We start from the raw sequence: 22,993 nt of genomic DNA on the forward strand, positions 1-22,993 counted from the left end.
TCCCCTCTTTCGGATGGAATTAGTTGCGAAGCGGCTTGCCCTTGGTCAGCATGTGCTGCATCCGCTGCTGGGTCTTCGGCTCACCGCACAGGCTCAGGAACGCTTCCCGCTCCAGATCCAGCATGTACTGCTCCGTCACGAGCGTGCCGGCCGGGACGTCTCCGCCGGCCAGTACATGGGCCAGCTTCCCGGCGATCAGGAGGTCGTGGTCGCTGATGTAGCCGCTCTGATGCATGCCGAGCGCGCCGAGCTTCAGCACCGCCTTGCCGTCTCGGCCGGCCACCCGGATGCGGCCCGGCCGCGGCGGTGCGATGCCTTCGCGGGCAAGCCGCAGCGCCGTCTGCTTCGCTTCGTAGATCCGGTAGTCGGAGTTCGCGATGACCCGGTCGGCGCTTCTCATGTAGCCAAGAGCTTTGGCGTCTTCCCCGCTCGTCGATACCTTGGCCGTCCCGATGCCCAGAAAGAGCTTATTCAGATGCGGCTGCAGGTCGATCTCCGGGTCGGGATTCGCTTCGCTGAGGCGAAGCGTCATCTCCTTGCACCCTCCCCCCGCCGGGATAAGCCCGACGCCGACCTCGACGAGTCCCATATACGTCTCCGCATCCGCGCAGATGGCGTCCGCCGGCAGGCACACCTCCACGCCTCCTCCGAGCGCCATCCGGTGGGGAGCGGCAACGACCGGCTTTTCAAGCCCCTTCAGCTTCATCATCGTGTTCTGGAACAGCCGGATGATGCTGTCGACTTCGTCCCATTCCTCGTCCTGGGCTTCCATGAGGAGCAGCATCAGATTCGCGCCGACACAAAAGTGGCGGCCCTGGTTCGCGATCACCAAGCCTTCGTAACGGGCCCGCACCTCGTCCACGCTCTGCTGGATCATCGTCAGAATGTCGGCGCCGATCGCATTGTTCGGGGAGTGGAATTCCAGACAGGCGATGCCGTCTCCGAGATCGATCAGGCTGGCGCCGCTGTTCGAGCGGATGACCTTGTTCGCCTCCTTCAGCGCGCGCAGCGAGAGGATCTCCGCCGGCTCCTCCAGCTCCTTGTAAGCGCCGCTGTGCACATAGACGGTCCGGCCGGCTTCCTTGCGGTAGAAAGAAGCGTTGCCTGCGGCGATCCATTCCTTCACCCAGGCCGGTACCTCGGTGCCCTCCGCTTCCATCCGCTGCACGGACGGGACGAGCCCGATCGCGTCCCACAGCTCGAACGGGCCGAGCTCCCAGTTGAAGCCCCACTTCATCGCCTTGTCGATATCCGGGATCGTGTCCGCGATCTCGCCGACCTTGGCCGCCGTATAAACAAGCGTCTTCTTCACGATCTCCCAGGCGAGCTCCGCATACCGGTCCTTGCCGCTCAGCAGCGCCCGGGTCTTCTCCTTGGCGCCTTTGGCCGCCTTGGCCGCCTCGAGCGAAGCGGAGGACGGCTTGCGGCTCTTGGCGTAATCCATCGCCGCCAGATCGAGCGTCAGAATCTCGCTTCCCTGCTCGCCCTTGATCTTCTTGTAGAAGCCCTGGCCCGCCTTCTCGCCGATCCATCCGCGGGCAACCAGCTCCCGGAGCGCCTGCGGCGGCTCAAAGACGGCTTTCTCGGCCGGATCGTCCACATGGGCGGCAACATTGTTCGCCACGTGAAGGAACGTATCGAGGCCTACCAGGTCAAGCGTTCGGAACGTGGCGCTCTTCGGGCGTCCCATCGCAGGTCCGGTCACCGCGTCGACCTCGTCGACGGTGAACCCCTTCTCCGCCATCGTCTGCAGCGTGACAAGCAGCCCGTACGTGCCGATCCGGTTGGCGATGAAGTTCGGCGTGTCCTTGGCGACGACGACGCCCTTGCCAAGCGTCCGCTCGCTGAACGCCGCCATCCGCCGCACGATCTCCGGGTCGGTCGTCTCGCCCGGGATAATCTCCATCAGCTTCATATACCGCGGCGGGTTGAAGAAGTGCGTGCCGAGAAAATGCTTCCGGAACGCCTCCCCGCAGTCCCGGACCATCTCGTTAATCGAGATGCCGGACGTGTTGGAGCTGACGATCGTGCCGGGCCTCCATTGGCTCTCGATCCGGCGGAGCAGCCCCTGCTTCACCTCCAGGTTCTCGACGACGACCTCAATCACCCAATCGACGTCCCGGATCCGCACCAGATGGTCCTCCAGATTGCCCGGCGTGATCCGGGCCGCGAACGACGGATCGTAGAGAGGCGACGGGTTGATCTTGGGTAGCCGCGCGATGGCCGCCGCTGCCAGACGATTGCGCACGGCGGGATGCTCCAGTGTCAAGCCCTTGGCCTCCTCCTCCGGCGTCAGCTTATCGGGCACAATGTCCAGCAGCAGGCTGGGAATCCCGACATTCGCGAGATGAGCGGCGATGCTGGCGCCCATCACGCCGGAGCCGATCACGGCTGCTTGTTTGATAAATGCTGCCATGCCTATCCCTCCTATACGGTAACTGGTTCCTTCGAGGCGGCCGCGCCGAACACCGCTTGCTCGAGAAGCTCCGCGACGTCCCGCGCCTTCACCCGATCGTCCACTTCCTTCAGCTTGGTCCCGTCCTCCATCATCGTGAGGCAGTAAGGGCAAGCGCTGCTGATGACCGTCGGCTCTACGGCGAGCGCCTGCTCGGTGCGCGCGACGTTGACCCGTTTGCCTGCCGTCTCCTCCATCCACATCATCCCGCCGCCGGCGCCGCAGCACATGCCGTTCTCGCGGGACCGCTCCATCTCAATGAGCTGGACCCCGCCGATCGCCCGGAGAATGGCCCGGGGCTGGTCATAGACGTTGTTATAGCGGCCGAGATAACACGAATCGTGATAGACGATCCGCTCATGGACCGGATGGCTCGGCCGCAGCCGGCCCTCCCGGAGCAGCTCCTCCAGCAGCTGGGTATGATGAAGCACTTCCACCCCCTCCATCCCGAATTCGGGATATTCATTTTTGAGCGTATTGAATGTATGCGGACAAGCGGTCACGATCCGGCGGACGCCGTATTTGCGGAACGTCTCGATGTTCTCGGCGCACAGCTGCTGGAACACCAGCTCGTTGCCCATCCGCCGCGGCGTGTCGCCGGAATTCCTCTCCTCGTTGCCGAGGATGGCAAAGTTCACGCCCGCCTCGTTCATTAGCCGGACAAACGCGCGCGAGACTTTGCGGGACCGGTTGTCGTAGGAGCCCATCGAGCCGACGAAAAACAGGATAGCGAAGTCCGGATTCTCCTTGACCGTCGGCACGGGGATGCCACCGATCTCCTCGGTCCACTTGCTGCGGTCGCTGCGGCTGATGCCCCACGGGTTGCCTTGGCGCTCGATGTTCGTCATCGCACGCTGTCCCTCGGCCGGCACACTGCCCTCCATCAGCACTAGGTGGCGCCGGAGGTCGATGATCTTGTCGACGTGCTCGTTGCCGACCGGACATTGATCCTCGCAGTTGCGGCACGTCGTGCACGCCCAGATCTCCTCCTCGGTCATGACGTCGCCGATGAGAGCCAGCTCCTCCGGCGGCTTCTCCGCAGGCACCCAGGCAGCCTTCTGCCAGGCGAGCGTCGGGCCGATATCGGTGACGCCGTCCGGCAGCCCCTCCACCGAGCCCGCCTGCTCCGTCACGCTGTGCGCCCCGGGCGCGGAAAAGGCGAAGGCAGGCATCCAAGGCGATTTGGAGGTGACGGCGGCTCCCTTCTCCGTCAGGTGGTCGCGCAGCTTGACGATCAGATGCATCGGCGAGAGCGCCTTGCCCGTGCCGGAAGCGGGGCAGACATTGGTGCAGCGTCCGCATTCGACGCAGGCATAGAAGTCGAGCATCTGCTTGCGGGTGAAGTCTTCAATTTTGCCGGCGCCGAACGATTCAGCCTCCTCGTCCTCAAGGTCGAGCTTCTTGAGCCGGCCGACGGGCTCTCGGCGGCCCAGAAAGATGTTGACCGGCGCGGTCAACAGATGGAAGTGCTTGGATTGTGGAATGTAGACAAGGAAGGACAGCAGAATGACGAGATGCGCCCACCAGGCGGCGTAGAAGAGGATCTTGGCCGCTCCGGGAGACAGCCCGCCGAACAGGGCGGCGACGAGAGAGGAGACAGGCGCGTAGGTCGACGCTTCGTGCCCGCTCCACGCCCGGTGGAAGCCGAGCGACAGCAGGACGGACAGCATGAGGGTGAAGATGAAGAAGAGGACGATGCTCGGCTTCCAGCCTTTCTTGAGCCGCTTGAGCTTCTCGCCGTAGCGGCGGTAAGCGGCGTAGCCAGTTGCCAGCAGAACGAGCAGGACGGTGATCTCCTGCGTCAAGCCGAATACCGGGTAGCCCGGAATCGGCAGCGGACGGCCGCCGGACAGGCCGGTGTAGATGAGGTCGAGCGCGCCGAGCTGCAGAATGAGGAAGCCGTAAAAAATGACCAGATGCATGATGCCGCTCTTACGGTCCTTGAGCAGCTTCTTATGGCCGAACGCCTGGGCGGCCAGCTCCCCGGCACGGGCCTTCCAGTCGAACGGACGGTCCGCCGGCTGCCCGAGCTTGATGTACAGATACCGGTGCCAGACCGCCCGGTAGAACAGGGACAGGGCGTATCCCACCGTCAGGAGGAAGACGAGATAGAGAATCCACGACCAGAGCATGAGCATCCTTCCTTTCGCAGATTTCGCGTGCGATCGTCCGGGAAGGCTCGGGGCTTCCTTTTTGAAAGCCCTTACACCGGTTCTGTTTAAAAAATCTTATGACCCGGAACGTTGACAACGTTTAGTGGATTACATAAGATGGAATCAGAAAACTGAATGACCATTCATTCACTTTCACTTAGGATTCTAACACCGGGGTGACATGATGGCAAGTAAAAAAATGGAGAAATTTGAGCGCATTCTCGATGCCGCCGTGAAGGTTTTTGCCGAAACGGGGTATCACGGCTCGCAGGTGTCGAAGATCGCCCGGGAGGCGGGGGTAGCCGACGGAACAATCTATTTATATTTCAAGAGCAAGGAAGATATCCTCATCTCCTTGTTCCGCGAGCGGCTGGGGGAGCTGGTCGGCAAGTTCAAGGAGAGCGCGGAGGATTCCAAGACGGCGCCCGAAGCGCTGCGCCGGATCTGCACGATCCATTACACGGAGCTGGAGAGCAATCCCGAGCTCGCCTACGTGACCCAGATCGAGCTGCGCCAGAGCTCTCTCGAGCTGCGCAAGGCGATCGGGCAGACGGTCAAGCCGTATATCCAGCTGATCGAGGCTGTCCTCCTGCAGGGCATGGAGGAAGGCGCCTTCCGCGCCGATCTCGATCCGAAGCTGACCCGGCTCCTGATCTTCGGAGGCATGGACGAGACGGTCACCTCGTGGCTCATTTCGGGCCGCAAGTATTCGCTGACCTCCCAGGTCGATAAGACGGTCGAGTTTTTCCTCAGGGCCCTCCGGCCCTGAAACCATAATGCCATAATTACGATGGGGAAGGGAGCATGCCGTATGAATGTGTATGTGGTGTTGAAGCAGACGTTCGATACCGAGGAGAAGGTGGTGCTGCAGGATGGCCGCGTATCCGAGGAAGGCGTCAAGTTCGTCATCAATCCGTACGACGAGTATGCAGTCGAGGAGGCGATCCGGATCAAGGAAGCGGCGGGCGGCACCGTCACCGTCGTGTCCGTCGGCCCAGAGCGCACAGCGGAAGCGCTGCGGACCGCGCTCGCGATGGGCGCTGACGAGGCCGTGTTGATTGCCGACGACCGAATTCCCGCCGACGAATACGCGCTCTCCCGCGTACTGGCGGCATTCTTCGCCGATCAGGCGTACGATGTGGTGCTCGGCGGCAATTTCTCCGTCGACAACGGAGCCGGCCAGGTGGCGGTCCGGCTTGCGGAGCTGCTGGGCATTCCGCACGTCTCCTCCGTCACGAAGCTGGAGCTGAGCGGCGGCGAGGCCGCCGTCCAGCGCGACGCAGAGGGCGATCTCGAGACGCTGGCGGTCCGGCTGCCCGCTCTCTTCACGGCGCAGCAGGGGCTGAACGAGCCCCGCTATCCTTCCCTGCCGGGCATTATGAAGGCGAAGAAGAAGCCGTTCCGCCAGCTGACGCTGGACGACTTGTCCGTGACGCCCGAGCAGATTGCGGCGAGGACAGCGCGCGCCGAGCTGTTCCTGCCGGCTCCGCGCCAGGCGGGCCGCGTGCTCGAGGGCGAGCTGCCGGCCCAGGCCGCTCAATTGGTCCAGCTGCTGCGGACGCAGTCGAACGTACTCTAACCGAGACGAGTGAAGGAGGATACGGATATGAGCAAACTCTATCTTATCGTAGCGGAGCACCGGGACGGCAAGCTGCGTCAGGTCACGCCGGAGGCGATGCAGGCCGCCTCTCTCGCCTCCTCCGGCGGAGCCCGGCTCGAGGCGGTGCTGTTGGGCAGCGGGCTGGACGCCCTGATCGAGGAGCTGAAGGCTTACCCGGTGGAGAAGATTCACGTTCTCGAGGACGACAGTCTGGAGGCATACAATCCGGAAGCGTATGCGGCTGCGCTCGTCCCGCTTCTCTCCACCGTCAACCCGGATGCCGTCTTCCTCGGCCACACCGCGATGGGCCGCGATCTCGCGCCCGTGCTCGCCGCCCGGCTCGAGGCGGGCCAGCTGTCCGACGTCATAGCGGTCGAAGCATCGGGCGACCAAGCCGTCTTCACCCGCCCTCTCTACGCCGGCAAGGCGTTCGAGAAGAAAACATTCGCCGGCACGGATACGCCCTGGGTGGTCACCGTGCGGCCGAATAACTTTCCGGCGGCCGTGCCGGCGGGCGGCGGAGACGCCCAGGTGGAGCGCGCGACTTACACGCCGCCGGCCAATCTGCGGACAGTCGTCCGCGACGTCGTCCGCAAGACGTCCGGCAAGGTCGACCTGACGGAGGCGAAGATCATCGTCTCCGGCGGCCGGGGCGTGAAGAGTGCCGACGGCTTCCGGCCGCTGGAGGAGCTGGCGGGCGTGCTGAACGGCGCGGTCGGCGCCTCGCGGGGCGCCTGCGACGCGGGCTACTGCGACTATGCGCTGCAGATCGGGCAGACCGGCAAGGTCGTCACGCCCGAGATCTATATCGCCTGCGGCATCAGCGGGGCGATCCAGCATCTGGCGGGCATGAGCCAGTCCCGAATCATCATCGCGATCAACAAGGACCCGGAGGCCCCGATCTTCAAGGTGGCCGATTATGGGATCGTCGGGGACCTGTTCGAGGTCGTGCCTCTGCTCACGCAGGAGTTCCGCAAGGCTCTGGCTTAAGAGGCCGATGGCCGCTTATAAAATCGAAGCAGCCGCTCCACATGTTGATCATGTTGGAGCGGCTGCTTTTGTGGCTGAGGCTGTCCCCGCAAGAAGGGCCGCGCAGCGTTCTCCCCGTCCTTCCCCGCTTGTCGGCTTCCGGGAGTCCGACCGGCCTTCCCCCTGCGGCTAGCCCCGCACCAGCTTCTCCAGCAGGAAGTGGGTCGGCAGCGTCTGCTCCGCCCGGATCTGGCACGCCTCCGGCCGCTCCAGGCAGGCGAGGAAATGCTCCACCGCTCCCGCGAAGCCTCTGCGCTCGAGCACCGTCTCCCAGCTGCCGAACCGGCGGTTCGTCTCCCCGCCCGTCCGGTCGCGGAACACGCCGCTCTCGAGATTGACGACCTCCGCCGAACGGCCGCCGCCGTGCAGCTCGAGCCGCTCCAGGTCGCCTCCCGCCTGCCGGTTCATGCTGAAGTAGCCGGTAGATCCCCCCCACGACAGGCTCCCCGACGCCTGCAGCAGGCGTCCCAGCTCGTCGTCCTTTTGGAAGTACCCGCTCAGCCCGTGGCTGCCGCAGCCGAGCCAGAGCAGCAGATCGAGCATATGGATGAGGTCGTCGTACAGCGTCTCCCGCGCGGGGGAATGCTGTGTGCGTGTCCGGTGCTTCTGCGCGATGCACTGATCGAAGCCCCCCGCTTCCTCCAGCCAAGCTTTGGCCTCGACATAAAGGGGAGCGAACCGCCGGTTGAAGCCGACCGCGAGCAGCTTGCCCCGCTTGTCCGCCATCTCGGTCATCTGCAGCGACTCCTTGATCTCCAGAGAAAGCGGCTTGTCGACGTAGACATGCACGCCGTGCCGCAGACATTCCTTCACAATCTCCCCGTGCGTCTCGGTCGGGGTATGGACGAAGACGGCGTCAAGGCCTCTGCGCAGCAGACTGGACAGCTGGGTGTAGCGGTGCCCGATCCGGTACTGGCGGCCGATCCGCTCCACTGTTTCCTTCCGCCGGCTCATGATGCCGGCAATTTCGACACCCGGATGGGCGGCAAGCAGCGGCAGGTAGGCTTTCTCGGCAATGCTGCCGAGCCCGATTATCCCGATTCGTATGGTCATAATAGGATCGTTTCTCCTTTTCGTTGCGCGTTTCCGGATAAAAATTTTGCCTGCCGTTCCTCGGTTGATGCTGTACAAAGCTGCAAACGGATATGGTATATTGTTACTAATGGCCTATTTTCTGTAGCTATACGCTCCGTCTATCAACTTATCAACTATGGGGGAACCGATCCGGTGAGAAAAGCAAAACCTTGGTTATTCGCGGCTGGCATTCTATTCTTTATGGCTCTGATTGCCGCCGCCATTGTAGAGCAAGACGCCTACCTGCTGTATGCGGCGAGCGTGGTCCCTCTCCTCTTGGTCCCCGTCTTTCCCGATATTCGCTCCAATCAGTGGCTGAAGCCCGCCAGGCTGGGGGACAGGCTGCACGTCTTCCAGATCGAGAACGAGAGCGGATTTCCCGATAAGAAGCTGGTCATCATTCAGTTCAAACCGGGCACGATCCGGTGGGACAGCCGCGTGCTGTATGTGCCGATCGACAAGCTGCCGACGGAGAACGCTGAGCTTGCCAAGACCGAAGGCAAAGCCGTCCCCGTCATGAATTACGATCTCGTCCCGCATAAGCGGAAACGCCAATGGATCGGAATCCGGGCGTCCCAGCTGACCGAGCGCGCAGCGGGACTCGCTTACTCGCTCGAGGAGGTCGATCGTCTGATCCTCCAGTGGGAGGATCTGCAAGCTTACTTGACTGACATCCCGAGGAAGGAAGCTCCGCCAGCTTCGGATCCTAACGTCCCGGCCTAGCCGGGGCTAGACCCCGCGCCTGGAGCAAGCAAAGCGGACCGGCTCGTGCCGGTCCGCTTCTTGCTGTGCCGATTTTCTCAGCGATCCTTCGTCCCGGCGTCTCTGCCAGGCCCTGCCCGCCCGCTGTGCCGCTACCGCTCGCCGATGCGAACAGCGGCGGTCCGGCCCAGCGGGTTTGGCACGGCTCCGCCAGCGACAGCGGCATGACGTCCTCCTCCGTACGCCGGGGAAGAGAACGCTGTGCGGGAGAACCGCTAATCGTCCTCCCGCCCTTTCCCGGATTTGTCCTGACCGGGTTTGGCTTTGTCCTTCTCCTGGTACTTGGCCTCGTTCTGCTTGTCCCCGGAACCCGTGGACGGCTTGCCCGACTGCGGATTGCCGGCTGGCGGCTTGATCGCAGACGATCCGTTCCCCTTGGAGTCCTTATCGGCCTTTTTCTCCGCCTTCTCCCGTTCTTCCTTCTCTTTCTGTTCCTTTTTCTGTCGTTCCTCATCTGCCTTTCTTGCTGCTTCCCGCTTTTTTTCGGCTTCCCTCCAGTTCTCGGCCTGCTGAATAGCCATGCCGACCCCAGGGGGCCTTGTCAGAAAGTACGAAGCGGACGAGATGCCGAACCGGTCGCCGTACGCCTGCCGTCCCTCGTCCTCGTCCTGGTCATCGTCGTCCTCTTTGTGTCCCCCGCCCTTGGAGGCATTGCCGGCATTCTCGTCTTTAGCTTTGCTGTCCTTCTTGTCGTCCTTCTTGTCGTTCTTCTTTTCTTCCTTCTTGTTCTTCTTATCCTTCTCGTCGTCATCCTCATCCCGGTCCTTCTGCCCGTAACCGGTCTGCTGGTTATCCTTGGCCGGACTGAGAGCCGGACGAGACGAGGATTCCCCGTTCCCCTTGCCTCCGGAGCCCGCCGACTGCCCCGATGCAGGCTTGCCGGCGGACGGCTTGCCGAGCTGGCCGTTCTTCTCCGCCTTCAACAGGTCCTTGATCGCTTCCTTCGTCTGCTTGTCGGGCGCAATCAGGCTGCCGGCGCCTCCGCTCTTCTCGAGCAGCGAATGAATGGACTGCTCCTTCATCTGCTGAAGGTCGATGGGCATTCCGCTTCCTTTGGCGCTTAAATAGACGGAATATTTGCCGGTCGACAGACCTTCCGCCTGCGCAGCCTGGCGCACTTCCTCCGGAACCGCGAATGCCGTTACATGATAGGTTTCGGACTGGGCTGGAGCCGTCTTCTGGATATGGCTCGTGATAACGTCCTTCACATTCGTACTCAGCAGCCAGTCGTCAAGATCGGTCGTGCTGTTGACCAGCGTGATGGCGACGACGATATCCGCCTCGCCTTCCCGGTATCCTCCGGATTCCGCTCTCATCAATAGTTCCTCGGTCACCTCGGACAGCGGCCTGCCCACAAAGGACAAGCCCTCTATCAGATGGCTGCCTTCCTGGTTCAGACCCTTCAGCTCGCGTACCCTTTCCTTGGCATCGATGCCCAGCTCGACGCTCGGGTTCATGTCGATGGACACGTACGCCTCGACGCTGCTGCCGCCGAATAGTCCCGACAGACCTATCATAAGCACCAGCAGGATGGCGACTGAAGCCGCCGTCGAGGAGAGGAGCGGGATCGAGGCGAACCGGAGACGGCGGGAAGACCGGGGCATGTAGCCGATCTCTTCTCCGATTCCGCAGCTGCGTCCCCTTCTAGGGATCCGCTCGAATCTGCCGTCCGGCGTTAACACGACGAGCGTTCGGGTCTTGACCTCCACAACCAATCCTCTACTCATTCTTCTTCACACCTTTCCAACTTACGGGTTGCCGGAAGCAGATACTCTTTCAGGTGAGGGTAAGGCCCGCTGTGGATAAGGGCGATCGCAATTAAATATTTGCGGTTCCTTTCTAACGTCTTGCGGGATATTTCAACCTGGAGAAGCAATTCCTTAATCGGCAGCATCTTCTTGGTTATGAGCAGCCGCATCAGCTCCTGATCCTCCGACAGCTGCCGGCCGATAGCCAGAAGCATCTGCCGGGAATCGGCATGCTTGGGAGAAGCGTCGACCAGATCCGAAAACTGGATATCGAACTGTCTTAACGACTCGTTGAGCTCCATAATTTCTGCGCTTCGCTCCTGAACGCCCTGTTCCTTCTCATATTCCTCGATCGCCTGGTGGATCTCCACCGGATTGATCATATTGTCCTCGTCGTCCTCCACATCGAAGGAGCTGTACGGGATATGGCGAGTGAACTTCATCTCCTTTCGGACATGATCGATCAACCGGCGGCGGATAACCGTCTCGGCGAAGCCGAGGAACGATTTGCCCGCCGTCGGGGAGAACTGGGTGATTGCCTCATTGAAGGCGGCCAGCCCTACGCTGAACTCGTCGTCCCGCGACGGATCGATATATTTTTTGCAAAAGCGGCTCGTTACCTTGGCCACGAACGGCTGGTAATCGGCGATGAATTCGTTGCGAAGCCGCGTGTCGCCTGCCTGGATTCGAGCTACCGCCTCTTCGGGCGGAAGAGAAACATCTTTGGAGCGGTGCGACGTATTGCGGCCAAGAAATCTTTTGAGCAATACCAAAAGCAAATAATCCACCCCACACTCATAAATTTCGTTCTCCCCCACCGGCTTGGGGGGGTTATGCAGACGATGGCACAGGCAAATTTGCAGGGCCTGTCCCTATTAGGGACCAACCTCTGTCTCTATGTAAGCTGCAACGCCACGAGCGTGCGGAATCATGATAGAATTTGTAGAATTACGTAGAATAAAAAAGGCAATTCGCTATGATTATACCATAACTTGCCGGATGGCGCGGTAGTGCAGCCAGCACAGCCCCTGCCGCTCCGGTTCGTTAGCCGGCCTTCGAAAGCGAAGTGCTGGCCTAATTCCGGCAGGACGGCTTCGTCTCCTTCCTCCTTGCCGGGTCTTCGGGCCATAGTCGCTCCTTCGAAAGGCCCGCCGAGCAGCAAAAAAAGCGCCGCCTCTAGGGGCGACGCTTTTTTGCTACTTCCTTATCGAAAGCCGACGGACGGTTACCCCGCCCTCCGGACTTTATTCTTTTGCAGCAGGCGCGTCTGGCGCTGGCTCAACATCTGCAGTCGCTTCTTGAGCTGCGCCGTCCAATCCTCATCCTCCAGCTTACTTGCGACCATCAGAAGGTCAAGTGCCATATCGATCTGACTGCGCACTACGTCGAGCGGATCCTCGCTCTCGTCGTTGACGCAGTTCTCGAACAGCTCGTTCTCCGCCAGGCCGTCGACATAATCCTGGAAATCGACGTCCGACGCTCCGTCCGCATGCGCATACTCGGCCAGAATCTCATACTCGTTCTCGACCAGATGATGAACCTCCACGCGATGGCAGACCGGACAAAACAAGATGGGCACGTTGTGGATATGGGTCCGGATATGCTTCAACGTTCCTTTGGTTCCGATCATGCTGGCTCCGCAGCAAAAACTCATCGCCACCCCTCCTATCCCCTATGCAGGTGCTTCTTCTACTCCTATTCGTGCGGGTCGGCCGGCAGACCAATCCTGCCTTGCGGCCGACTGGATCCTAACCTATAGTGTACATGAGGTCAACGGATTCCGCTATGGACAAAAAGCGGGGAATACTTGGGCGCCTGCCCATAAGAGAGGAAACGATACTTATGTACAATAAGCTGCCGCTGGAAGAAAAGCGACTCATGCTGGAGGAGATCCACCGCTTCTTCGAGGAGGAACGCGGGGAGACGATCGGCGAGCTGGCCGCCGAGACGGTGCTCCTGTTTATGCTGCGCACGGTAGGCCCGTTCGCCTACAACCAAGCGCTCGCGGACGCGCGGGCTGCGGTGATGGAGAAGACGGCATCGCTCGAGGACGAGCTGTACGCGCTGGAGAAGCGTCCTTCCCTGCAAAAGCGTTCGTAGCGGCGGCCGGCCTTCGGGGCGGGCTGAGCCCGGGAGCCGGGGTGGAGCGTGCCAGTGCGCAGCGGGCTGAGGTCCGGCAGAAGCACCCCCATGCGCGGGGGGCGCCGGGAGCCAGGAAGAAGCCAGCGCCGAGGCTGATGCGGCGGGGACACGCCGGGAGGGGCCACGGCCGTTTGCCCGCTGCGAGCGGCGCGAGCCGGCGTGCCGCCCTGCGCACAAACAAAAGGAGCGCCGCGATAAGCGGCGCTCCTTTTGTTTGGCTGCTGCGGCAGACGGCCAGCCCCTACTCCTCCGGCTGCTCTTCCGCGTCTCCGAAAGCAGCGGCATACCGGTCCGCGTCCCAGAGCGCGTCCAGCTCGGACGGATCGGTTATCTCGATGACCGCCAGCCACTCGCCGTACGGCTCGAGGTTCAGCTTGCCCGGCATGTCCTTCAGGCCCGGGTTCGTGCGCGTCACGCGTCCGGAGACGGGAGCGTAGAGCTCCGTCACCGACTTGATGGACTCGACGCTGCCGAACGGCTCGCCCTTCTTCAGCGCTTCCCCTTGCGGGGGCAGCTCGACGAAGACAATGTCGCCCAGCTCCTCCTGGGCAAAATCCGTCATGCCGATCACGGCCTGCTTGCCCTCCAAGCGAACCCAGATGTGTTCTTCGCTGTATTTCAATTGTGCCGGTGCTTCCATCGGTTCTCCTCCTGTCGCTTCTACTCGGCCCCTACCCGGGGCCTCCCGCTGTAGGGCGGGTGCGGACGGGCACGGGCAGCCCGTCCACTTCGAGCGCCTGGCCCTTCTTCTTTCCCGATTCTACAGAAAAACCCTCCCGGCCGCAAGAGCGGCCCGGAGGGCTTGTCGGTCGGCAGGAGAGCGGTGAAGCTCCCCAGCCTGGCCGGGTGGAGCTGCCTGACAACGGCTGTTTAGCCTGCTACCAGGTGCTTGTCCCCAGGCTTCCAGTTCATCGGGCACAGGCCGCCGGACTGAAGCGCCTGCAGCACGCGCAGTGTCTCTTCCACGCTGCGGCCTACGTCGTTGTGGTTAACCACTTGGTACTTCACAACGCCTTCCGGATCGATGATGAACAGGCCGCGCAGAGCGACGCCTTCCTCTTCGATCAGGACGCCGTAGTCGCTAGCGACTTTCTTGGTGATGTCGGAAGCGAGCGGGAAGTTCAGCTGGCCAAGGCCGTTTTGCTCCTTGGACGTGTTGATCCAAGCGCGGTGCGAGTGGATGCTGTCCACGCTGACGCCGAGTACTTCGGTGTCGAGGTTTTGGAATTCCGAGTATGCGTCGCTCAATGCGGTAATTTCAGTCGGGCATACGAAGGTGAAGTCGAGCGGGTAGAAGAAGAACACCAGCCACTTTCCTTTGTAATCGGACAGCGAGACGGAACCGAATTCCTTGCCGTCGCCGCTTACAGTTTCCATCGAGAAGAACGGTGCTTCTTTACCAACCAAGCGTTCTGCCATTGCAAAATTCCTCCTTAATGATAGTGACAGGAATGATTCGGGCGTACAGCCGCTTCCGAGAATCATTCTCAATAACAGTACAATTAAAAATTTATCATTCGCCCAACTTATTGTCAAGTGATAACCGTTATTTATTTATAATTATTCTAAATAAGCGGATATCTCCTTATCATCCCTAGTATTGCCCACTTCGGCGGATGCAAAAAGCGGCCTTCGGTTATTCCCGAAAAGCCGCTTTGTCTCGTTCTTTCCTCTGGCGGGCCGGTCCGCCAGGTCCCGTGCCGCTCCCCAGCGGCGCGGCGACCTGTTCCCCCGAACCGGCGGCGCTTCCCCCTGCGCCGTCCCGCCTGCTTCCCTTCCCCGGCCGGCACTGGCCGGCCAAGACGAATTGCCCGGATTGGCTACTTGCGAATGGCGGCGATGATGAGATCGCCCATCTCTGTTGTTCCGATCGCCTTCGATTTGTCGACGGCGATGTCGCCCGTCCGGTGTCCCGCATCCAGCACTTCCTTGACCGCACGCTCGATCGCCTCGGCAGCGTCATGGTAGCCGAAGGTCAGGCGGAACATAAGCGCCACGGACAGAATCGTGGCGATTGGGTTCGCGATGCCTTGGCCGGCGATGTCCGGCGCGGAGCCGTGGACCGGCTCATAAAGGCCGAAGCTTCCTTCGCCGAGCGAAGCCGACGACAGCATGCCGATCGAGCCGGTGAGCATCGCCGCTTCGTCGCTCAGAATGTCGCCGAACATGTTCTCGGTGACGATGACGTCGAAGCTCGACGGACGGCGCAGCAGCTGCATCGCGCAGTTGTCGACCAGCACGTGCTCGAGCTCCACGTCCGGATAATCGGCGGCGACCCGGATGACCGTCTCGCGCCACAGCCGGGACGTCTCGAGGACGTTCGCCTTGTCGACCGACGCCAGCTTCTTGCGGCGCGTTCTGGCGATCTCGAACGCCTGGCGGGCTATCCGCTCAACCTCGCTTACATTATAGACGCACGTATCGACTGCCTCTTCACCATGCTCGCCCTGCCGGCGAAGCTTCTCGCCGAAGTAGATGCCCCCGGTCAATTCGCGAACGACGATCAGGTCGGTGCCATCGAGCACCTCCGGCTTGAGCGTCGAAGCGTCCTTCAGGCAGTCGAAGATAACAGCCGGACGAATGTTCGAGAACAGACCGAGCGCCTTGCGGATGCCGAGCAGACCGGTCTCCGGACGCAGCTCCTTGGGATTGCTGTCCCACTTCGGGCCGCCCACCGCTCCGAGAAGCACGGCGTCCGCTTTCTGGCACATCTCCAGCGTTTCCTGCGGAAGCGGCGTCCCCTTCTCGTCGATCGCGATGCCCCCGAACAGGCCGTGCTCGGTCGTGAACGAATAGCCGAACACTTCCTCCGTTTTCTTGAGCACCTTCTCCGCCTCGGCTACCACCTCCGGTCCGATGCCGTCGCCGGCGATGACCGCAATATGCTTCACTTCTGCCATGGGTTTCTCTCCTTTTTTGGGCAATGCTATACAGCATCCAGACTCGTAATCTTATTCCCTAGTTGTAACATACCCCCTGTCGGTTTGGGAAAGATATAAAATCTATCATCGCAATAGGACATACCTATAACGCTATCGGCATCAACTCTTGGACAGCACCCCGTGCCGAGGCGTACAATGAGAAGAAAATGAATGCAAAGGTGGCCGTAACATGGAATATCGTTTTTCCGAATCGATGAAGCTGTTTCAGTCCAGCGCCGTTCGCGACATTCTCAAGCTGACCCAGGGACGTTCGATCATTTCGTTCGCAGGCGGCCTGCCCGCGGAGGAGCTGTTCCCGATTGAAGCCGTCAAGAATGCCGCCGCCGCGGCCTTCGACCAAGGCAAAGGCGCCCTGCAATACGGCCTGACCGAAGGTTATACGCCTCTGCGCGAAGCGCTGGCCGAACGCATGGCCGCCAAAGGGATGAACGTAACGGCCAATGAGATGATCCTGACGACCGGCTCCCAGCAGGTAATCGACCTGTTGACCCGCGTCTATATCGATCCGGGCGACGTCATCCTTGTTCAGCAGCCTACCTATCTAGCGGCTCTTCAGGTATTCCAAGCGCGCGGCGCCAAGGTCGTCTCGGTGGCCGGGGACGAGAACGGCCCCGATCTCGAGGATACGGCACGCAAGATCGCGGAGTACAAGCCGAAGATGCTATACGCCGTGCCGACGTTCTCCAATCCGACCGGCTTCGTCTGGAGTCTGGATCGGCGCGAAGGCATCCTAAACCTCTGCACGGAGAACGACATTCTCCTGCTCGAGGACGACCCGTACGGCGAGCTCCAGTACGGCTCGGAGGAAACTTACCCGTCCATCTTCTCGCTTCGCGGTTCCGCACAAGGCTCTCCCGTTGTCTACACAAGCACGTTCTCGAAGACGGTCGCTCCTGCTCTCCGGACCGGCTGGGCCATCGGCGACCCGGCCGTCATCCGCATGATGGCGCAGGCCAAGCAGGCGGCCGACCTGCACTCCAGCACGCTCGACCAGCAGACGCTCTACCAATTGCTGGTCTCATTCGATCTCGACGCGCATATCCGGCTCATCCGCCGTCATTACGAGGACCGGATGCGCCTGATGACCAAGCTGCTCGGCGAGCTCGACGTGCCAGGCCTCAAGTGGAACGAGCCCAAGGGCGGCATGTTCCTGTGGCTGCAGCTGCCCGAGGGGCTGAAGGCCGAGACGCTGATGGTCAAAGCAGTCGAGGAAGGAGTCGCTTTCGTTCCCGGCTCTACGTTCTTCGCGGATAACCCGCAGTATAACACGATCCGGATGAACTTCACGCACAGCAATCCGGAAGAGATGAAGCTCGGCATGGAGCGGCTCGAGCGGGCGATGAAGGCCTGCCTGGCAAGCGCCGTCTAGCTTTGGAGGCGCGAAGGGATGCCAGCCTTTCGCCTCTTCCCTGCCTGGACGAAATCCGCCGTGAAGGTCTGCTGCTCGCCACGCCCAGCCCGTCGCGGCTTTGCCAGGGAGCGGCGTTCTTAAGCCGATGCCCACTCTAGTCGAAGCCTTGATCGGCGGGGATCCAACCTGCCCGACTTATTTCACTCTCACAAGAGAAACAGCTCCCCGTTCTGCCAGTCCGGCAGAACGGGGAGCTGTTTAACGTTTTGGGGGCATTCCCCGCTTCGGCTGCTCCCTCAGCGTCATGGGACGCGGCCGCTTCTTCCGCCCGCCCTATTGCCGCTCAACCCCCAACTTCCTTTCCGCTGTCCACCTGAAGCCGGTAGAGCTGCGCATAGCGGCCGCCCAGACGCAGCAGCTCGTCGTGCGTGCCTTCCTCGGCGATTCCCTGCTCGGTCAACACCACAATCCGGTCCGCGCGGCGGACGGTAGACAGCCGATGGGCGATGACGATCGTTGTGCGGTTCCGCGCCAGCCGCTCGAGGCTCCCCTGCACCGCTCGCTCGCTCTCATTGTCCAGCGCCGAGGTCGCCTCATCGAAGAGTAGAACCGCCGGATCCTTCAAAAACGCCCGGGCGATCCCGATCCGCTGCTTCTGTCCCCCCGACAGCCGGCTTCCCCTCTGCCCGACAGAGGCGCCGTAGCCTCCCGGCAGGCTCATGATAAAGTCATGCGCATCGGCCTGCTTGGCCGCGGCCGTAATTTCCTCGTCTGTGGCGTCCGGCTTGCCGTAAGCGATATTGTCGCGGATCGAGCCGGCGAACAAGTAAACCTCCTGCTGCACCAGCCCGATCTGGCGGCGCAGCGAGGCCAGCGTCGCGCACCGGATGTTCGTTCCGTCCAGCCGGATCTCTCCTTCCACCGGCTCATAAAAGCGGGGTAGCAGATGAACGAGCGTCGATTTGCCGACGCCGGACGCGCCGACGAGCGCGACATATTCACCAGGCTGAACGGTCAGATTCAGATTCCGGAATACCTCCTGGCGGTCGCCGGAATAGCGGAACCCGACGTTCCGGAATTCCACCTTGCCTCGGACCCGGTTCAACGGGGCCGCATCCTTCTCATCGGCTATATCCGGCTTTGTATCCAGAATGTCCAGAAACCGTTCGAATCCGGCGGCTCCGTTTTGCAGGTTTTGGGTGAAGTTAACCAGCCGTTTGACCGGGTCGGTGATCGCGCTCATGTACAGCAAGAACGGAATCAGCTCTGCGAGGAGCAGACGGTCGTAACTGATAAGGACGGCTCCTGTCCCGACCACCGCAAGAGTCAGGAAGGACAGGAACGACGTCAGGCCGTTGAAAAACAGCGCTTCCGCCCGGTAGCCCCTCTTCCTGCTCTCCAGAAAGAATCGGTTGCTGACGTCAAACTTGGCCGTTTCCAGTTCCTCGTTGGCGTATGCTTGGACCGAGCGGATGCCGGCCAGACTATCCTCGAGCTGCGCATTGAGGTCTCCGATCCGCTCGTTGTTCACCTTCAGCACTTCCTTCACCCGCACGCTGTAGCGGTAGGCGAATCCAAACAGAAACGGCAGAACAAGCACAATGACGAGCGCCAGCCACCCGTTGATGCTCCATAGGATCAAGACGGAACCGACAATCCGGATCGCGGAGATGACGAGATCCTCCGGCCCGTGGTGGGCGAGCTCCGAAATGTTGAACAAATCATGGGTGGCGCGGGACATCAGCTGTCCGGTCCTCGTCCGGTCGTGATAGGAGAACGAAAGCCGCTGCACATGCCGGAACAGGTCGCGGCGCATGTCCGCCTCCATCCGGGCGCCAAGCGCATGGCCGTAATAGTCTGTATAATAACCGCTGGCATACTCTACAAGCATGAGCAGCAAGAATAGGCCGGTCAACTGAAGCAGCCAGCCCGCAGCGATCCCTTCCTCGCCGATCGCGCTCGCGGTCATCTCCCGAACCAGCAGCGGATAGGCTAGAACAACCGCCGAGGCGAGCGTCGCAAAGAACAGATCGGCCAATAATCCTTTTTTATAGGGGCGGTAATACGCAAGAAATCGTCGTACCGTCGTCATCCGGGTCCCTCCACAAGGAATCGTATTGTTTGAACTTGACAGGGGTTCTAACCGATCCAGTGGTGATTGCTTTCATGGGTATCCCTCCCGGCGACTTTTCTTCATGGTAGCACGGGCTGCCGGCGCCTCCAACGGAATGCTTTCTTTGCAGTCGTTTTCTCCTGTCCTGGCCGGCGGGCAGCGCACAAAAAAGCACCCCTTTCCCGGATGGGAAAGAGGTGCTTCGTGCCGGCAGGCTGGTGCCGCCGGCACCGCCTCGCGGCAAACAATCAGATGAGCGAGACGTTGTCCCGGCGGCCGGCGCCCGACTTGCGCTTGTCGATCAGCCGGTTGACGGCATCGACGTAAGCGCGCGCGCTGGCCTCCAGAATGTCCGTGCTGACGCCACGGCCTGACACCGAGATGCCATCCTGCAGCAGGACGACGTGCACTTCGCCGAGCGCGTCCTTGCCGTGGGTGACCGACTTGATCGAGTAATCGTCGAGCTCGACCTTCTCGCCGGTCGCCTTGTCGATTGCGTTATAAATCGCGTCGACGGATCCGTTGCCGAGAGCGGCCTCCTCATGGAGCGTTCCCTCAAGCGACTGGAGACGGACGGTGGCGGTCGGTACGGACTGGTTGCCGTACGATACCTGGATCGTCTCGAGTGTGAACGCCTCGGGAATCGCGACGAGCTTCTCCTCGATCAGCGCGCGGATGTCCTCGTCCGAGACGTCCTTCTTCTTGTCCGCCAGCTCCTTGAACTTGGCGAACGCGAGGTTGACCTGCTCCTCGCTCAGCTCGTAACCGAGATCGATCAGCTTCTCGCGGAATGCGTGGCGGCCGGAGTGCTTGCCGAGCACCAGCTTGCTCTCCTTGAGACCGATCGTCTCCGGGGAGATGATCTCGTAGGTCGACTTTTCCTTCAGCATGCCGTCCTGGTGAATGCCCGATTCGTGTGCAAAAGCATTCGCCCCGACGATCGCCTTGTTGCCAGGTACGACCATGCCGGTCAGCCTGCTGACCAGCCGGCTCGTGCGCGCGATCTCGGTCAACACAAGTCCGGTCTTCGCCTGGAACAGGTGTTGCCGCGTCTCAAGCGCGAGCGCCACCTCTTCGAGCGACGTGTTGCCGGCCCGTTCGCCGATTCCGTTGATCGTTCCTTCGATCTGGTCCGCGCCGTTCATAATGGCGGCCAGCGCGTTGGCGGTCGCGAGTCCAAGATCGTCGTGGCAGTGGGCGCTCAGCTGAATCTTCTCGATGCCCGGAACGTTCTCCCGAAGCGTCTTGAAGATGTTGCCGAACTCCAGCGGCGTCATGTAGCCGACAGTATCGGGAATATTGACGACGGTCGCACCCGCCCGAATCGCCATCTCCGTTACCTCGCACAAGAAATCGAGCTCGGTCCGGCCGGCGTCCTCCGGCGAGAATTCAACTTTCGGGAAGTACTTCCGCGCATATTTGATCGCCGCTTCCGCGGTTTCGAGCACTTGCTGTTTGTCCATGCGCAGTTTGTGCTGGCGGTGGATAGGGGAAGTGGCGAGAAATAGATGAAGACACGGGTCCTGCGCATCCTTCAGCGCCTCCCGGGCCGCGTCAATATCCTGATGACGCGAACGCGCGAGACCGATGACGGTGGCATTCCGTACAGCCTTGGCTACTGCGTTGACAGCGGCCAGGTCGCCGGGCGATGCCGCCGGGAACCCGGCCTCAATCCGGTCTACCGCCAGCTTCTCGAGCTGTTGGGCGATCTCCACCTTTTCCTGGGTATTCAGATTGACGCCCGGCGATTGCTCGCCATCCCTGAGTGTCGTATCGAAGATATAGATCTTTCTCATTTCCCCATCACCTCCTGTAAACTTGATTCGGCGCTGCCGCCGAAGGACAGGGGAATCTGCCCGTAGGCGGGCCTTAGAGTCCGCCGGGGCACATTCCCCTGTCTGAGGCACGCTGCTGCTGCCTCCATGTATATGCGGCTGTCCGGTTGTCTTACTTCTTGATCCAGGCCATCATTTCGCGCAGCTGGGAGCCGACCTTCTCGATCTGATGCTCGTTCTCCTTGCGGCGGGTAGCGGTGAAGAACGCGCGGTTCGATTGGTTCTCGACGATGAAGTTGCGGGCGAAGACGCCAGTTTGGATCTCCTCGAGCACTTTCTTCATTTCTTTCTTCGTCTCTTCGGTTACGATGCGGGGGCCGGTTACATAGTCGCCGTACTCAGCCGTGTCGCTGATCGAGTAGCGCATGCGGGCCAGGCCGCCTTCGTACATCAGGTCAACGATCAGCTTCAGCTCGTGGAGACACTCGAAGTAAGCGACTTCCGGCTGGTAGCCGGCTTCGGTTAGCGTCTCGAAGCCTGCCTTGACGAGGGCGCTTACGCCGCCGCACAGAACGGCTTGCTCGCCAAACAGGTCGGTTTCGGTCTCTTCGCGGAACGTTGTTTCGATTACGCCTGCACGGGTGCAGCCGATGCCCTTGGCGTACGCAAGGCCGATTTCGTGCGCTTGGCCTGTTGCGTCCTGCTCAACAGCGATCAGAGCCGGAACGCCGAAGCCTTCCACATACGTGCGGCGCACGAGGTGGCCAGGGGATTTCGGAGCGATCATGAGGACGTCGGTATCCTTGTCCGGCACGATCTGGCCGAAGTTGATGTTGAAGCCGTGGGAGAACATGAGGGCTGCGCCCTTTTTCAGGTTCGGCTGAATTTGCTCTTTGTAAACCTTCGCCTGCAGCTCGTCGTTGATCAGCAGCTGCACGAGGTCGGCGCGGCGGGTTGCTTCGTCTACTTCGTATACTTCAAAGCCGTCGTTCTTGGCGGTTTCCCAGGACTTGCCGGGGCGAAGGCCGATGATGACGTTCAAGCCGCTGTCGCGCAGGTTTTGCGCTTGGGAATGGCCTTGGCTGCCGTAGCCGATTACCGCAATGGTCTTGCCTTGAAGAACGCCGAGGTTTGCATCTTGGTCATAGTACATTTTCACTGCCATAAGTATAATTGCCTCCTTTGATATGCCCCTATAAGCGGGTGTTTTAACGGGTCGTTCTTTATGACATTGCCTCTGCGGCCCGCTAAAACCCCCGCTTATAGAGGGGCTTGCCCAGCTTGGGCGCTTGCCTTGTATGTTGGTATGGGAAAGGGGCGCCGCCCCTTCCTCGGTGTCTGCCGGCCAGAGGAAGGCCGTCTTACTTCTGCGAGCCGCGGATCATGGCGGTGACGCCGGTCCGCGTCAGCTCACGGATGCCGTAAGGCTTGAGCAGCTCGGTGATGGCGTCGATTTTATCGGACGACCCCACCGCCTGCACGATCAGGCTGTGCGGCCCGATGTCAACGACAGCGGCGCGGAACGTATCGACGACGCCCAGAATCTCCGGCCGCATGGCGGGCTCGGCATTGACCTTGATCAACGCCAGCTCGCGGGCGACCATCGGGTTGGAGCTCAGGTCCACAACCTTGATGACGTCAATGATCTTGTATAGCTGCTTCTGCACCTGCTCGAGCGTATTCTCGTCGCCTGTCGTGACGATGACCATCCGGGAGAGTCCCTGCTCCTCCGACTCTCCGACCGTGATGCTGTCGATGTTGAAGCCGCGGCGGCCGAACAAGCCGGCCACCCGCTGCAGCACACCCGGTTGATTGTTTACCAGAACGGAGATGGTATGCTTCGTCATGT

19 protein-coding genes are annotated in these 22,993 nt (G+C 61.2%); 6 read left to right on the top strand and 13 right to left on the bottom strand.

What is annotated here, in order from left to right; translation table 11 throughout:
- Positions 1-19: 19 nt before the first annotated feature.
- Together KJS47_RS10385 and KJS47_RS10390 are read right to left on the bottom strand one after the other, a co-directional pair.
- Positions 20-2,416, bottom strand: coding sequence for a 3-hydroxyacyl-CoA dehydrogenase/enoyl-CoA hydratase family protein (locus KJS47_RS10385; protein ID WP_213524806.1), 2,397 nt, complete (start codon positions 2,414-2,416; stop codon positions 20-22).
- An 11-nt stretch (positions 2,417-2,427) separates the two neighbouring features.
- A complete protein-coding gene (locus tag KJS47_RS10390; protein WP_374707012.1) occupies positions 2,428-4,587 on the bottom strand; it encodes a heterodisulfide reductase-related iron-sulfur binding cluster in 2,160 nt (719 codons plus the stop codon).
- Positions 4,588-4,792: 205 nt separating this feature from the next.
- Between KJS47_RS10390 and KJS47_RS10395 the strand changes: the two genes are divergently transcribed.
- Genes KJS47_RS10395 through KJS47_RS10405 form a run of 3 tightly spaced genes read left to right on the top strand, consistent with a single transcriptional unit; the run spans position 4,793 to position 7,198 of the window.
- On the top strand, positions 4,793-5,377 hold the full coding sequence (locus KJS47_RS10395; RefSeq protein WP_213524808.1) for a fatty acid metabolism transcriptional regulator FadR: 585 nt from the start codon (positions 4,793-4,795) through the stop codon (positions 5,375-5,377).
- A gap of 42 nt (positions 5,378-5,419) precedes the next feature.
- Positions 5,420-6,187, top strand: coding sequence for an electron transfer flavoprotein subunit beta/FixA family protein (locus KJS47_RS10400; protein WP_213524809.1), 768 nt, complete (start codon positions 5,420-5,422; stop codon positions 6,185-6,187).
- Positions 6,188-6,214: 27 nt separating this feature from the next.
- A complete protein-coding gene (locus KJS47_RS10405; protein WP_213524810.1) occupies positions 6,215-7,198 on the top strand; it encodes an electron transfer flavoprotein subunit alpha/FixB family protein in 984 nt (327 codons plus the stop codon).
- A gap of 168 nt (positions 7,199-7,366) precedes the next feature.
- On the opposite strand, the gene KJS47_RS10410 is transcribed toward KJS47_RS10405, so the two are convergent.
- Positions 7,367-8,290 carry a Gfo/Idh/MocA family protein gene (locus tag KJS47_RS10410; protein WP_213524811.1) on the bottom strand — a complete coding sequence of 308 codons (924 nt, stop codon included), beginning with the start codon at positions 8,288-8,290 and terminating at the stop codon, positions 7,367-7,369.
- Positions 8,291-8,464: 174 nt separating this feature from the next.
- Here KJS47_RS10410 and KJS47_RS10415 point away from each other — a divergent pair, with 174 nt between their 5' ends.
- Positions 8,465-9,034, top strand: a complete 570-nt coding sequence (locus KJS47_RS10415) for a hypothetical protein (RefSeq protein WP_213524812.1) — start codon at positions 8,465-8,467, stop codon at positions 9,032-9,034.
- A gap of 254 nt (positions 9,035-9,288) precedes the next feature.
- Here the strand turns inward: KJS47_RS10415 and KJS47_RS10420 are convergent, their stop codons facing one another.
- The 3 genes from KJS47_RS10420 to KJS47_RS10430 form a co-directional block, all read right to left on the bottom strand.
- Positions 9,289-10,800, bottom strand: a complete 1,512-nt coding sequence (locus tag KJS47_RS10420) for an anti-sigma factor domain-containing protein (protein ID WP_213524813.1) — start codon at positions 10,798-10,800, stop codon at positions 9,289-9,291.
- Positions 10,797-11,600, bottom strand: coding sequence for an RNA polymerase sigma factor SigI (gene sigI / locus KJS47_RS10425; RefSeq protein WP_213524814.1), 804 nt, complete (start codon positions 11,598-11,600; stop codon positions 10,797-10,799). The genes KJS47_RS10420 and sigI overlap by 4 nt, the downstream gene beginning before the upstream one ends.
- A gap of 446 nt (positions 11,601-12,046) precedes the next feature.
- Entirely contained in the window at positions 12,047-12,475 is a 429-nt protein-coding gene (locus KJS47_RS10430; protein ID WP_213524815.1) for a hypothetical protein, read from the bottom strand.
- A gap of 188 nt (positions 12,476-12,663) precedes the next feature.
- Here KJS47_RS10430 and KJS47_RS10435 point away from each other — a divergent pair, with 188 nt between their 5' ends.
- Entirely contained in the window at positions 12,664-12,921 is a 258-nt protein-coding gene (locus KJS47_RS10435; protein WP_213524816.1) for a DUF2164 domain-containing protein, read from the top strand.
- A 283-nt stretch (positions 12,922-13,204) separates the two neighbouring features.
- Here the strand turns inward: KJS47_RS10435 and gcvH are convergent, their stop codons facing one another.
- The 3 genes from gcvH to leuB form a co-directional block, all read right to left on the bottom strand.
- A complete protein-coding gene (gcvH, locus tag KJS47_RS10440; RefSeq protein ID WP_213524817.1) occupies positions 13,205-13,603 on the bottom strand; it encodes a glycine cleavage system protein GcvH in 399 nt (132 codons plus the stop codon).
- Positions 13,604-13,833: 230 nt separating this feature from the next.
- On the bottom strand, positions 13,834-14,382 hold the full coding sequence (locus tag KJS47_RS10445) for a peroxiredoxin (protein ID WP_213524818.1): 549 nt from the start codon (positions 14,380-14,382) through the stop codon (positions 13,834-13,836).
- Positions 14,383-14,783: 401 nt separating this feature from the next.
- A complete protein-coding gene (gene leuB / locus KJS47_RS10450; RefSeq protein WP_213524819.1) occupies positions 14,784-15,863 on the bottom strand; it encodes a 3-isopropylmalate dehydrogenase in 1,080 nt (359 codons plus the stop codon).
- A gap of 211 nt (positions 15,864-16,074) precedes the next feature.
- On the opposite strand from leuB, the gene KJS47_RS10455 reads away from it, so the two are divergent.
- Positions 16,075-17,274, top strand: coding sequence for an aminotransferase-like domain-containing protein (locus KJS47_RS10455; RefSeq protein WP_213524820.1), 1,200 nt, complete (start codon positions 16,075-16,077; stop codon positions 17,272-17,274).
- Positions 17,275-17,599: 325 nt separating this feature from the next.
- Here KJS47_RS10455 and KJS47_RS10460 read toward each other — a convergent pair whose 3' ends face one another.
- From KJS47_RS10460 to ilvN, 4 genes are all read right to left on the bottom strand, one after another.
- Positions 17,600-19,348: an ABC transporter ATP-binding protein gene (locus KJS47_RS10460; protein WP_213524821.1), complete on the bottom strand. Its 1,749-nt coding sequence runs from the start codon at positions 19,346-19,348 to the stop codon at positions 17,600-17,602.
- Between the two features lie 269 nt (positions 19,349-19,617).
- The gene (locus tag KJS47_RS10465; protein WP_213524822.1) at positions 19,618-21,165 is read right to left on the bottom strand and encodes a 2-isopropylmalate synthase; all 1,548 of its coding nucleotides are present in this window, start codon (positions 21,163-21,165) and stop codon (positions 19,618-19,620) included.
- A 151-nt stretch (positions 21,166-21,316) separates the two neighbouring features.
- Positions 21,317-22,309 carry a ketol-acid reductoisomerase gene (gene ilvC / locus KJS47_RS10470; protein ID WP_213524823.1) on the bottom strand — a complete coding sequence of 331 codons (993 nt, stop codon included), beginning with the start codon at positions 22,307-22,309 and terminating at the stop codon, positions 21,317-21,319.
- A 196-nt stretch (positions 22,310-22,505) separates the two neighbouring features.
- Complete coding sequence (gene ilvN, locus KJS47_RS10475; RefSeq protein ID WP_213525067.1) at positions 22,506-22,991, bottom strand: acetolactate synthase small subunit; 486 nt, start codon at positions 22,989-22,991, stop codon at positions 22,506-22,508.
- Between the last annotated feature and the right edge of the window lie 2 nt (positions 22,992-22,993).

The sequence above is a fragment of the Paenibacillus sp. J31TS4 genome, assembly GCF_018403265.1.
GTDB lineage: Bacteria > Bacillota > Bacilli > Paenibacillales > NBRC-103111 > J31TS4.

Excerpts from the sequence above, each read along its gene's own strand:
- gcvH (WP_213524817.1), bottom strand. The coding sequence starts at position 13,603 with ATGGAAGCACCGGCACAATTGAAATACAGCGAAGAACACATCTGGGTT.
- KJS47_RS10395 (WP_213524808.1), top strand. The coding sequence starts at position 4,793 with ATGGCAAGTAAAAAAATGGAGAAATTTGAGCGCATTCTCGATGCCGCC.
- KJS47_RS10390 (WP_374707012.1), bottom strand. The coding sequence starts at position 4,587 with ATGCTCTGGTCGTGGATTCTCTATCTCGTCTTCCTCCTGACGGTGGGA.
- ilvN (WP_213525067.1), bottom strand. The coding sequence starts at position 22,991 with ATGACGAAGCATACCATCTCCGTTCTGGTAAACAATCAACCGGGTGTG.
- KJS47_RS10430 (WP_213524815.1), bottom strand. The coding sequence starts at position 12,475 with ATGAGTTTTTGCTGCGGAGCCAGCATGATCGGAACCAAAGGAACGTTG.
- KJS47_RS10455 (WP_213524820.1), top strand. The coding sequence starts at position 16,075 with ATGGAATATCGTTTTTCCGAATCGATGAAGCTGTTTCAGTCCAGCGCC.
- KJS47_RS10410 (WP_213524811.1), bottom strand. The coding sequence starts at position 8,290 with ATGACCATACGAATCGGGATAATCGGGCTCGGCAGCATTGCCGAGAAA.
- KJS47_RS10400 (WP_213524809.1), top strand. The coding sequence starts at position 5,420 with ATGAATGTGTATGTGGTGTTGAAGCAGACGTTCGATACCGAGGAGAAG.
- leuB (WP_213524819.1), bottom strand. The coding sequence starts at position 15,863 with ATGGCAGAAGTGAAGCATATTGCGGTCATCGCCGGCGACGGCATCGGA.
- KJS47_RS10465 (WP_213524822.1), bottom strand. The coding sequence starts at position 21,165 with ATGAGAAAGATCTATATCTTCGATACGACACTCAGGGATGGCGAGCAA.
- KJS47_RS10405 (WP_213524810.1), top strand. The coding sequence starts at position 6,215 with ATGAGCAAACTCTATCTTATCGTAGCGGAGCACCGGGACGGCAAGCTG.
- KJS47_RS10460 (WP_213524821.1), bottom strand. The coding sequence starts at position 19,348 with ATGACGACGGTACGACGATTTCTTGCGTATTACCGCCCCTATAAAAAA.
- ilvC (WP_213524823.1), bottom strand. The coding sequence starts at position 22,309 with ATGGCAGTGAAAATGTACTATGACCAAGATGCAAACCTCGGCGTTCTT.
- KJS47_RS10435 (WP_213524816.1), top strand. The coding sequence starts at position 12,664 with ATGTACAATAAGCTGCCGCTGGAAGAAAAGCGACTCATGCTGGAGGAG.
- KJS47_RS10385 (WP_213524806.1), bottom strand. The coding sequence starts at position 2,416 with ATGGCAGCATTTATCAAACAAGCAGCCGTGATCGGCTCCGGCGTGATG.
- KJS47_RS10420 (WP_213524813.1), bottom strand. The coding sequence starts at position 10,800 with ATGAGTAGAGGATTGGTTGTGGAGGTCAAGACCCGAACGCTCGTCGTG.
- KJS47_RS10445 (WP_213524818.1), bottom strand. The coding sequence starts at position 14,382 with ATGGCAGAACGCTTGGTTGGTAAAGAAGCACCGTTCTTCTCGATGGAA.